Origin of the sequence: Acrocarpospora corrugata (assembly GCF_009687845.1) — a bacterium.
Lineage (GTDB): Bacteria > Actinomycetota > Actinomycetes > Streptosporangiales > Streptosporangiaceae > Acrocarpospora > Acrocarpospora corrugata.
Genome location: NZ_BLAD01000037.1, coordinates 163,839 through 173,365, shown reverse-complemented (window position 1 = coordinate 173,365; position 9,527 = coordinate 163,839). Strand labels below are relative to the sequence as shown.

The window sequence follows — 9,527 nt, the reverse complement described above, 5'->3', positions numbered from 1 at the left end:
CAGGGACGTGGTGACCAGTCCGCCGTCGGCGGTCTCCTCCTTCAGCATCCGTGCGATCCGGTCTTTCTGGATTCCGTACTCCCCGACAGGGGCGGTGCCCGTGGTCTCGGAGATCGGCAGCGCGTGGCTGGGGCCGTACCGCCAGATGGAACCGCAGTGCAGCAGGTGGCCGATCTCGCCCCGCAGGCGTTCGACCAGCGCGGTGGCCGATTCCAGGGTGAAGCAGACGAGGTCGGCGACCGCCTCGGGGTTCAGGCCGGCCACCGTGTCCCCGAAGGTGGCCTCGCGGTCCTGTTGTTCCCGGTCGGCGACGACGTGGCGCACCTGCCGCCATTCGGGAGCATCGGTGTAGGCGGCACGAGAGCCACGGCTGATGCTGATGACCTCATGGCCGGCCCGTACCAGCCGGGGGACCAGATAGGTGCCGATGTGCCCGCTTCCGCCTACGACAACAATTCGCATGCTTGTCCCAATCCGTGTCAGATGCCCCGCTATGTCCTATCCTCGCGCAAACAGACGCGACTCGGCACCCTCGGAACGAAACCCTGGGATGCGGGAGCGCCCTGATGGAGTCTGTAGCCGCGGCGGGTGGATGTCGCCGATGGGCCGGCGTCCCTGTAGATCGTTAGGCGGCGCTCTGGTCGACACGCCTGACGCCATATGGCTGGCCATCCACCGGCAACCGAGCCAAGTCCGCTGTCGGACTTGCGGAAGCGAATCTAGTAGCCCGATTCCTTCCTGGTGGCTCCCCGTTTGGCTCCCACGACCTACAAAGATCGAAAAAGGGTCCCGGAGAAGCCCCGGAACCCTGGCTGACCTGCTGGAAGATGGTGGACGATACAGGGATTGAACCTGTGACCTCTTCCGTGTCAGGGAAGCGCTCTCCCGCTGAGCTAATCGTCCGGGAACTGCGAGCGGAAGACGGGATTCGAACCCGCGACCCTCACCTTGGCAAGGTGATGCTCTACCACTGAGCCACTTCCGCGCGGTCGTTGATGGGGCTGACCCTCAGCGACGCAGGTCTTACTTTAGCGGACTTCACGGGGTTCCCGTGACGACCTTGGAGGTGGAGACGGGATTTGAACCCGTGTACGCGGCTTTGCAGGCCGCTGCCTCGCCTCTCGGCCACTCCACCGAGCGGAAGACGGGATTCGAACCCGCGACCCTCACCTTGGCAAGGTGATGCTCTACCACTGAGCCACTTCCGCGAGCATCCGGGCTGAACCCGGGCTACGAAGAAACCTTAGCGCGTTCTGACCGCGCTCGTGCGCACCGGCGAGGCCGACGGCCGCGCAGCACTCCGGGTCGCCGTCCGGTGGTCGCGAGGTGGGCCGTCTGGTCAGGCTGGGGTTATCCGGTGCGGAGGCAGTCGCTGACTGAGTAGCGGGTGACGTGGCGGGTTGGGCGGAAGGCCAGGAGGGCGGCGAGGGCGAGGGCGGCGGGGATTGTCAGGAGGGCGATCTGCAGGGCGAGGGGTGGGGCGTACAGGACGGGGGTGATGTCGGCGACGACTCGCCACAGGATGCGGCCGAGGGCCAGGCCGAGGGGGATGCCGAGTAGGAGGCCGGTCGCGGCGACGGTGGTGGCCTGGGTGAAGATGGCAGGCGGGCATTGGCGGGGGGTGAGGCCGAGGGCGCTGACGGCGATGTCGTGGCGGCGGCGGTGGATGCCGGTGGCGAGGGTGTGGCCGTTGACGCCGACGGCGAGGAGGGCCAGGAAGGCGCCGAAGGCCAGCGGGAGGATCAGGATGTTGCTGATCTGGGTGACGTGGATGGGGGGTGAGGCGAATTCGAGTCGCGCGGGGGGGGTCAGCTGCGCGGACAGGCGCTGAGAGACCGCGGCGGGGTCGGCGCCGTCGCGCAGGGTCAGGAGGGCCTGGCGGAACCGCGTACCGGGTGACGGCCTGGCCGATCAGCGCCAGCGCGCAGACCAGCGCGGCCAGGGAGATCCCGCCGAGGATGGCGGCCTCGAAGGTGTTGGCCTGCTCGCGTTTGCGCATCAGCGCGGTCAGGTCGTCGATCTCGATGTCGTCCCGGCCGGTCAGCTCCGCGAAGGCGCGCCGGAACGCCGGCAGGGCGGACTCGCCGCCGTGCAACCTGATGACGGCGTTGGCCACGTCCGAAGCGTTCTCGGTCAGGACGGCGTAATAGCGCTGGGCGAACGTCGTGGTGGTGACGAGTTCGGGGAAGTTCAGCAGGAGCGGTGTACGGACGATTCCGACGATCCGGACGGGCTGCCGCACGTTCCCGGGGCCGAACCCCACGACGAACGTGTCGCCGACCTTGACGTCGTTGGCCGCCATGAACAGTTCGGAGGCCACCGCTCGTCCACCCGGGCGGGATCCGGCAGGCGGCCGGCCAGCACGATGGGGCGTTCCATCGTGGTCATGAGATCGACGTCCGCGGACGGGTAGCTCACGGCCGCGCCCGGGAGGCCTTCCAGGGTGAGGCCGGTGAGGAGGAAGGACCCGACCGCGGCCACGCCTGGCAGGCGGCGGACCGCGTCCCAGTCGAAGCCGGGCTGGTTGGGCTGGCCATGGCGTGCGCGGGCAGGGTCGCGTCCAGCAGGCGCGCCGCCGCGGATTCGCCGCGCAGCGCCCCGGCGGCGGAGGCCATCACCGCCCCCGAACCCACCGCCACCAGGAGTCCCAGGAGGGTCAGTGCCCGGATCCGGCGGCGCAGATCCAGCCGTAACCAGGCCCAGACCGGAGCCAGCGTTGAGGTCGCTCCGTCATTGAGCCGGACGGCGGGCGGAGCCGCCAAGGGGGCTGACCCTCAGGTTCTGAGCGCGTGGTGGGCGCCCGCGAGGATCGCGCCGTACTGCAGGGCGACCAGGTGTTTGATCGGGATGGTCTGGTCGGAGGTCTGCGTCTCGGCGTCGGCGCACCACTTCTCATACGTCTCAGCGAGCGTGCGCGCGTGCCGCCGGATGGCGGGGGTGGCGTTGCCGATGGCGATCTCCCCGTCCAGGGCGCGCAGCAGGATTCCGCCGAACCTGAGGCGGTAGCTGTGGACCAGGTCCCGGTTGGAGGAGCGTTCCGCGGCGGTGGCGGGGCGGTCGGAGGACGGGTCGCCGGCGCGCTGCTCGTCGGTGGTGGCGACGCCGGCGAGCATCGGGATGAAGAAGCGGCTGGCCCGGATGAAAGGGGATTTGGTGGCCAGGTCGGCGGTGACGCCGTCGAGGGCCTCGGCCAGGACGGTGACCGTGTCGCGCAGGTCGGCGGCCTGGGCGCGGATCAGGTCGCTGTAGACGATGTCGGTGGGCGAGGTGTCGCCGGCGGCGGGGTCCATCCAGTACGGAAGTTCGGCGGTCAGGCAGAGCGTGCCGTAGCGGGAGGCATAGGTGTCGCTGGCGGAGCCGGTGATCAGTTCGGTGGGGTCCTGGCCGAGGGCTTCCGCGTAGTCGTACGCGGTTTCCATCTGGGGGGTGAGGAAGATCGCGGGGGCGAGCTGGGTGATGGCGGGGTGTTCGGGTTCGCCGACGTGGAGGGGCAGGCCGTACACGTCGGGGAGTTCGGTGAGGATGTCCTGGAGTTCGGGTTCCGCCCGGTTGAGGTAGTAGAAGACGCCGCCGAGTTCGCCGTTGTGCAGGGTGGTCATGAAGGCGGGGCGGGTGGCGTCGATCAGGCGCATCAGGGCCAGGGTTTCGGGCATGACGCGGTCGAAGTAGGAGCGTTTGTAGGCGAACGGGAAGGTCCATTCGACCTGTTCGTCGCCGGCGGGGCGGTAGAAGTGGCGGCCGTAGTGGGCCTTGGTGAAGGGGCCGGCGAACCAGCCCTCGTTGAGCCGGGTGCCGTCCGGGTCGAGGCAGCCGACGATGTGCCAGGTCGCGGAGGCGCGCAGGGACGGCTCCGCGCACAGGCGGGCGGCCAGGTGGACGACGGTGAGGCCGCCGATCGGCTCGTTCGGGTGCGGGCCCGCGGCCACGACCACGTCGCGCGGGCCTTCGCCGACGGTGAGGCAGAGCATGGGGTCCCCGAGCCGGGAGGTGCCGACGCGCCGGATCACGGCGGCGTCGGGATGGGCGGCGGCGAGGCGGACGAGGCCGTCGTGGATCTCGTCCACGGTGGCGAAGCGGTCGTAGTCGGGGACTGAGTCGAGTTCGCGGGATAACACAGGATCTAGCACCTCCCTAGTTTGCCGATCTCGCCCGATGTGTCACATCGTGGGGGGATCCAAGGCGGACGCCATGGACTTGTCGTGAAGCGTTAATGGATGCCCATAAATACGGATAAATCCTGTTAAGGGTGGCTCTGTGGGGTTGGGTGGTGACGGAAGGGCGGTCCGACAACGGGCTGGCCGACCCGTCAGCTGACCCCGACTGACGGTGCTCGGTATAGTTTCGGAGTGATCCTGCCCGATTCCGGGCAGGATTCTTGGAAATCGACGGCCCCTCTCCGTAAGGTCCTGTCCTGTGCCGCATGATGACCTGATCGCGCACCTCACCAGGACCACGATGCTCGGTCCTGGTGAGGCGGCGCGCGTGGTCGCCGACGTGCTGGCGTACTTCGGCGAGCCCGTCGAGGAATACGTCCGCCGCCGGCATGCCGAACTCAAGTCACGCGGCCTGGCGAACGACGAGATCTTTCGCCGCATCGCCGCCGAGCTTCCGGCCCGGCGGGTCACGGCGCCGGAGCTGTCCCAGCGACAGCTCCGCCGAATCATCTACGGAGGGTGACATGTGCGGAATCGTGGCCTATGTAGGGCCAAAGGACGCTGCGCCGATCTTGCTTGAGGGGCTGCAGCGGCTCGAATACCGGGGGTACGACTCCGCCGGCGTCGCCGTCGTCGCGGCCAAGGCGCTCAAGATCCGCAAGGTCAAGGGCAGGGTCGCCGACCTCGCCTCGGTCGTACCGGCCCGGTTCAAGGGCACGCTCGGCATCGGCCACACCCGCTGGGCCACCCACGGCGTGCCCAGCGACGTCAACGCCCACCCGCACCCGTCCGCCGACGAGCGCATCGCCGTCGTGCACAACGGGATCATCGAGAATGCCGACTCGCTCCGCCAGCGCCTGGAGGCCGACGGGGTGACCTTCCTCAGCGAGACCGACACCGAGGTGCTCGCGCACCTGATCGGCCGTACGGCCAAGGAGACCGAGAGCCTGGAAGAGGCGGTGCGGCGGGCGCTGAAGCTGGTGGTCGGCACGTACGGCATCGCGGTGATCGACGCCGAACGGCCCGGCGAGGTGGTGGTGGCCAGGAACGGCAGCCCGATCGTGCTCGGTATCGGGGAGAAGGAGATGTTCGCGGCGTCCGATGTGGCCGCGCTGGTCCGGTACACCCGGCAGGTCGTGCACCTGGAGGACGGCGAGCTCGCGGTCCTCCGGGCGGATGGTTTCTCTACCTTTACGAGTGATGCCCGGGAGACGGCGAAAGAGCCGTTCACGGTGGATTGGGACACCGGTCACTACGACACCGGCGGCTACGAGCACTACCTGCTCAAGGAGATCTCCGAGCAGCCGGACACGGTCGGGCGGACCCTGCGGGGGCGGATCGACGACCGGTTCCACATCGCTCATCTGGGTGGCCTCAACATGGACGCGCGGGAGTCGCGGTCGTTCAAGCGGGTGAAGATCATTGGGTGTGGGTCGGCGTACTATTCCGGGCAGATCGGGGCGCAGCTGATCGAGGAGCTGGCCCGGATTCCCGCCGACGCGGAGCCCGCGTCGGAGTTCCGGTACCGGAGTCCCGTGGTCGAGGCGGACACGCTGTACATCGCGATCAGCCAGTCGGGCGAGACCTATGACACGCTGGCGGCCGTACAGGAATTGAAGCGCAAGGGCGGGCGGGTTCTCGGCATCGTCAACACGGTCGGCAGCGCGATCGCCCGGGAGTGCGACGGCGGCGTCTACCTGCACGCGGGCCCGGAGGTCTCGGTCGCCTCCACGAAGGCGTTCACGTCGACTTCGGCGGCTTTCGCCCTGCTCGCGCTGCACCTGGGCCGGGTCAGGGACCTGTCCCCCGCCGACGGGCGGCGGATCTGCGACGGTTTGCGGCGGCTGCCCGAACAGATCAAGGAGATGCTCACCCAGGAGGAGCACATCCGCGAACTGGCGATGCGCTACGCCAAGGACGCCGCCGGAATGATGTTCGTCGGCCGCGTCCGCGGCTATCCCGTCGCCCGCGAGGGCGCGCAGAAGCTCAAGGAAATCTCGTACGTGCACGCCGAGGCGTATCCCGCGAGTGAGCTCAAGCACGGGCCGCTCGCCCTGATCGGCCCCGAAATGCCGACGGTCGCGATCGTCCCCGACGACGAACTCCTCGACAAGAATCTCACCACGCTGGGCGAGATCCGCGCCCGCAGCGGCCGCATCCTCATGGTCGGCCACCGCACCGCCGACCAGGCCGACGACTGCATCGTCGTCCCCAGGAACGAAACCGAACTCGACCCGATCCTGCTGACCATCCCGCTCCAGCTCTTCGCCTACCACGCCGCCGTCGCCCTCGGCCGCGACGTGGACAAACCCCGCAACCTCGCCAAGAGCGTCACCGTCGAATAGGCCGCCCGGTCCGGTACGGCATGCGCCGTACCGGACCACGCATTCCGGCCGTAAATCGGTTGTCCGGCGGAAAGGCGAAAGGAGAGAATTGGTTTGTACTTAATTGATTGGCGGGTGGGGGCGCTGGTGTGCCCGGCGGTTTCATAAGCCGCTTCAGGTGGGTTCGATTCCCGCATCCGCCACCCGTGCGGCGTTACCCGAACCCTGCTCAGAAAACCGTTCGTCCTACCGGCCACGTGACCTTCGTTAAACCCTTTGCACGGCGGGAAAGATGGCCGACACACTCTCGGGATGGTCGAGAAGCTGCACATCGATGGGCGCGCCGGCATTGATGCGGGGCTCGTGAAGCGACTGGTCGCGACTCAGTTCCCGCAGTGGAGCGCCCTTCCCGTGACACCGGTCGAGGTCGACGGATGGGACAACCGTACCTACCGGCTCGGTGAGCGGATGACGACGCGTCTCCCCACCGCCGCCGGTTATGCCCCGGCGGTCGACAAGGAACATCGATGGCTGCCAGTTCTCGCCCCCTCGTTACCCGTCGCCATTCCCGAGCCCGTGGCGAAAGGGTTCCCGGGCGAGGGGTACCCGTTCAACTGGTCCATCCGCGGCTGGCTGGACGGCGAGACCGCCAGTCTTGACCGCATCGACGACCTGCCCGAATTCGCGACCTCGGTCGCCGGCTTCATCGTCGCCCTGCAGCGCATCGACACGACCGGCGGGCCGGCAGCGGGCGAGCACAGCTTCTACCGGGGCGTCTCGCCGGCCCACTACGACGACGAGACACGCCGCACTCTGGCCGTGTTGGACGGCCGCATCGACACCGCCCGGGCATCGGCGGTGTGGGACGCCGCCCTCCAGGCGACCTGGTCCGGGCCGCCGGTGTGGTTCCACGGCGACCTCGCGGGCGGCAACCTGCTGGTCAGGAACGGGAGGCTGGCCGCCGTCATCGACTTCGGGACATCCGGTGTCGGCGATCCCGCCTGCGATCTGGTGATCACCTGGACGATGTTCTCAGGCCAGAGCCGGAACAGCTTCCGCAGCGCGGTCGGTCAGGATCCCGGCATGTGGGCGCGGGCTCGTGGCTGGGCCCTGTGGAAGGCCCTGATCACCCTGGCCGAGGACATCGACAGGGACCCGAAGCGAGCCGCCGTCAATCGTCGCGTCATCGATGAAGTCCTGGCTGACCACGATCGCGCTGACTGACTCCACCGGGCCGGCACCTACATCACTGGGCCTACATGCCTGATGCGTCATCGGGCGATCACGTTGTGCGGCCTTGTGGGGTGATCGATGATGGCCGGGGCGGGTGTCGCGATGGCGGCTCTGGGTGTCTCTCTCGTCCGGACGGGGGCTGGATGAGGCGGATACGCCGGCGGTTCGTCGCGGGCCGTGTCCGCGCTTGCCTTCCCGGTGGCTCTCGGGCGTGCCGCGTCAGGTGATGGTGGCCAGCACCCGTTCGGCGAACAAACAGAGTTGCTCGGTCCTGCGCTGGGCGGCGAGAGGGTCTCGTCCGGCGAACGCGGACCGGTGCCAGAGCCCTTCGGGGCCCAGGAACCGCTGGGCGTGGGCGGTGCCGAGCTTGGCGTCCAGGTGGAGCAGCGCTCCGATGGCCCAGTCCTGGTCGTAGTGACAGTCCGTTTGAGGCAGGTAGCGGTCCAGGTAGGCGGTCAGGATCTCGGCGTCCTCGGGCCGGCCGAAGCGCGCCAGCGCCAAGCAGTAGCCCTGGCCGGAGTAGACCAGTTCACTGGCCAGCAGCAACTCCCCCAAAGCCTCACGGAACTGGGTTCGTACATCCAGGCCGATCAACCAGGCCGCGGTAAGCCGGGCACGCCATTCGAACCCGAGAAGTATGTCGAGGTCGGCGTCGCTGATCCGGCGAGCATCTTCGGCCAGGGCGGCGTTGAAAACGTCGCGGTCGGATTCCTCCCGCAACGGGTTGACCCCCCGCAATTTCATGTAGCGCCCACGCCCGGGAGGCGGTTGCGACCAGACCACGTATCGACGGACCAGGGCGAGCTCATCATCGGTCTGGGGCAAGCGAAAGGTCATGCCGCCATTTTCGCCCTGCTCGATTCCTCGGTCTGGCGGAAAGCCGGGAGATGGAGGATGCCGAACGCGTGCCGGAACCGGCCGGCTGGGTCAGATCGAGCGACCTAACCGGCTCCGCGTCGGAGCTTTCCCGTCAGCGGTGGAACAGGGCGTTGAGTTCGGAGAAGTCCAGGGAGTTGTTCAGCGTCGTGAGGCCTCCTGTGGTGAGGAGTTCCTCGGCGGCTCGGCGGGTCGCGGTGTAGGCGGCCTGGGCCAGGCCGGTGCCCAGGCTGATCCTGCGTACGCCGGCGTTCGCGAGTTCGGTGACGGTCGGTCCGCCCGGGATGGCCATCGCGTTGACCGGCAGCGGGGATTCGGCGCAGAGAGTGCTCAGCAGGTCCAGGTCGAGCAGGCCGGGGACGAAGATGCCATCGGCTCCCGCGTCGGCGTAGGCCGCCGTGCGCGTCAGCGTCTCAGCCAGGCGGCCGGAGGGTGCGCCGATCGCGAAAAGGAAGACGTCGGTTCGCGCGTTGATGAAGAATTCCGGCAGGCCCGCCGCGGCTGCGGCCTCCCTGGCGGCGCGCAGCCTGGCGGTGTGTTCGGCGAGGTCGAACAGGGGGCCGCCGGCGGCCGTGGAGTCCTCCAGGTTGACGCCCACCACGCCGATCTCGACCATCGCCCGCACGGTCGCGGCGACATCCGCCGGGGCAGGGCCGTACCCTCCCTCGGCGTCGACCGTCACTGGCAGGTCGACGCAGTCGACGATGCGCCGCGCGGCCGCCACCATGTCACCCCGGCTGACCTGCTGCCCGTCGCCGCGGCCCAGTGACCACGAGACGCCGCCGCTGGTGGTCGCGATCGCCGTGGCGCCGGCCGCGGCGATCACGGCCGCGCTGGCGGCGTCCCAGGCGTTGGGCAGCACCAGTACGGATTCGCGGCTCAAGGTACGGAACAGTAGGGCCTTGGCCGTGGCATCGGCTGAGAGGGAGGGAATGTCAAC

The 9,527-nt window shown here is 68.6% G+C and carries 11 protein-coding genes and 5 tRNA genes; 6 read left to right on the top strand and 10 right to left on the bottom strand.

Annotated elements, in window-relative coordinates; translation table 11 throughout:
• From Acor_RS04040 to Acor_RS46110, 6 genes are all read right to left on the bottom strand, one after another.
• Positions 1-462 (bottom strand): NAD-dependent epimerase/dehydratase family protein (locus Acor_RS04040; protein WP_155335259.1); only part of this gene is annotated, 462 nt, incomplete at its 3' end.
• A gap of 366 nt (positions 463-828) precedes the next feature.
• Positions 829-903: transfer RNA gene (locus Acor_RS04035), tRNA-Val, on the bottom strand.
• A 10-nt stretch (positions 904-913) separates the two neighbouring features.
• Positions 914-985 (bottom strand) — tRNA-Gly (locus Acor_RS04030).
• Between the two features lie 76 nt (positions 986-1,061).
• A tRNA-Cys gene (locus Acor_RS04025) sits at positions 1,062-1,135 on the bottom strand.
• Between the two features lies 1 nt (position 1,136).
• Positions 1,137-1,208, bottom strand: a tRNA-Gly gene (locus Acor_RS04020).
• Positions 1,209-1,350: 142 nt separating this feature from the next.
• A complete protein-coding gene (locus tag Acor_RS46110) occupies positions 1,351-1,716 on the bottom strand; it encodes an FtsX-like permease family protein (RefSeq protein WP_422664786.1) in 366 nt (121 codons plus the stop codon).
• Here Acor_RS46110 and Acor_RS45335 point away from each other — a divergent pair.
• Together Acor_RS45335 and Acor_RS04010 are read left to right on the top strand one after the other, a co-directional pair.
• The gene (locus tag Acor_RS45335; RefSeq protein ID WP_281353143.1) at positions 1,651-1,782 is read left to right on the top strand and encodes a hypothetical protein; all 132 of its coding nucleotides are present in this window, start codon (positions 1,651-1,653) and stop codon (positions 1,780-1,782) included. The genes Acor_RS46110 and Acor_RS45335 overlap by 66 nt on opposite strands.
• Positions 1,783-1,895: 113 nt before the next feature.
• On the top strand, positions 1,896-2,147 hold the full coding sequence (locus Acor_RS04010; protein WP_155335147.1) for a hypothetical protein: 252 nt from the start codon (positions 1,896-1,898) through the stop codon (positions 2,145-2,147).
• Positions 2,148-2,414: 267 nt separating this feature from the next.
• On the opposite strand, the gene Acor_RS04005 is transcribed toward Acor_RS04010, so the two are convergent.
• Together Acor_RS04005 and Acor_RS04000 are read right to left on the bottom strand one after the other, a co-directional pair.
• Positions 2,415-2,762, bottom strand: coding sequence for a hypothetical protein (locus Acor_RS04005; RefSeq protein ID WP_155335146.1), 348 nt, complete (start codon positions 2,760-2,762; stop codon positions 2,415-2,417).
• Between the two features lie 12 nt (positions 2,763-2,774).
• Entirely contained in the window at positions 2,775-4,127 is a 1,353-nt protein-coding gene (locus tag Acor_RS04000) for a M14 family zinc carboxypeptidase (RefSeq protein WP_155335145.1), read from the bottom strand.
• Between the two features lie 286 nt (positions 4,128-4,413).
• Between Acor_RS04000 and Acor_RS03995 the strand changes: the two genes are divergently transcribed.
• The 4 genes from Acor_RS03995 to Acor_RS03980 all read left to right on the top strand — a co-directional run bounded on the left by Acor_RS03995 (position 4,414) and on the right by Acor_RS03980 (position 7,702).
• Positions 4,414-4,677 (top strand): hypothetical protein, encoded by a 264-nt coding sequence (locus Acor_RS03995; protein ID WP_174876101.1) that lies wholly within the window; start codon positions 4,414-4,416, stop codon positions 4,675-4,677.
• Position 4,678: 1 nt separating this feature from the next.
• Positions 4,679-6,499, top strand: coding sequence for a glutamine--fructose-6-phosphate transaminase (isomerizing) (glmS, locus tag Acor_RS03990; protein ID WP_155335144.1), 1,821 nt, complete (start codon positions 4,679-4,681; stop codon positions 6,497-6,499).
• 109 nt (positions 6,500-6,608) lie between these two features.
• Positions 6,609-6,681 (top strand) — tRNA-Met (locus Acor_RS03985).
• 109 nt (positions 6,682-6,790) lie between these two features.
• Positions 6,791-7,702 (top strand): aminoglycoside phosphotransferase family protein, encoded by a 912-nt coding sequence (locus Acor_RS03980; protein ID WP_155335143.1) that lies wholly within the window; start codon positions 6,791-6,793, stop codon positions 7,700-7,702.
• A gap of 228 nt (positions 7,703-7,930) precedes the next feature.
• Here Acor_RS03980 and Acor_RS03975 read toward each other — a convergent pair whose 3' ends face one another.
• Together Acor_RS03975 and Acor_RS03970 are read right to left on the bottom strand one after the other, a co-directional pair.
• On the bottom strand, positions 7,931-8,548 hold the full coding sequence (locus Acor_RS03975; protein WP_155335142.1) for a DUF6000 family protein: 618 nt from the start codon (positions 8,546-8,548) through the stop codon (positions 7,931-7,933).
• Between the two features lie 133 nt (positions 8,549-8,681).
• The gene (locus tag Acor_RS03970; protein WP_246238408.1) at positions 8,682-9,470 is read right to left on the bottom strand and encodes an isocitrate lyase/PEP mutase family protein; all 789 of its coding nucleotides are present in this window, start codon (positions 9,468-9,470) and stop codon (positions 8,682-8,684) included.
• Between the last annotated feature and the right edge of the window lie 57 nt (positions 9,471-9,527).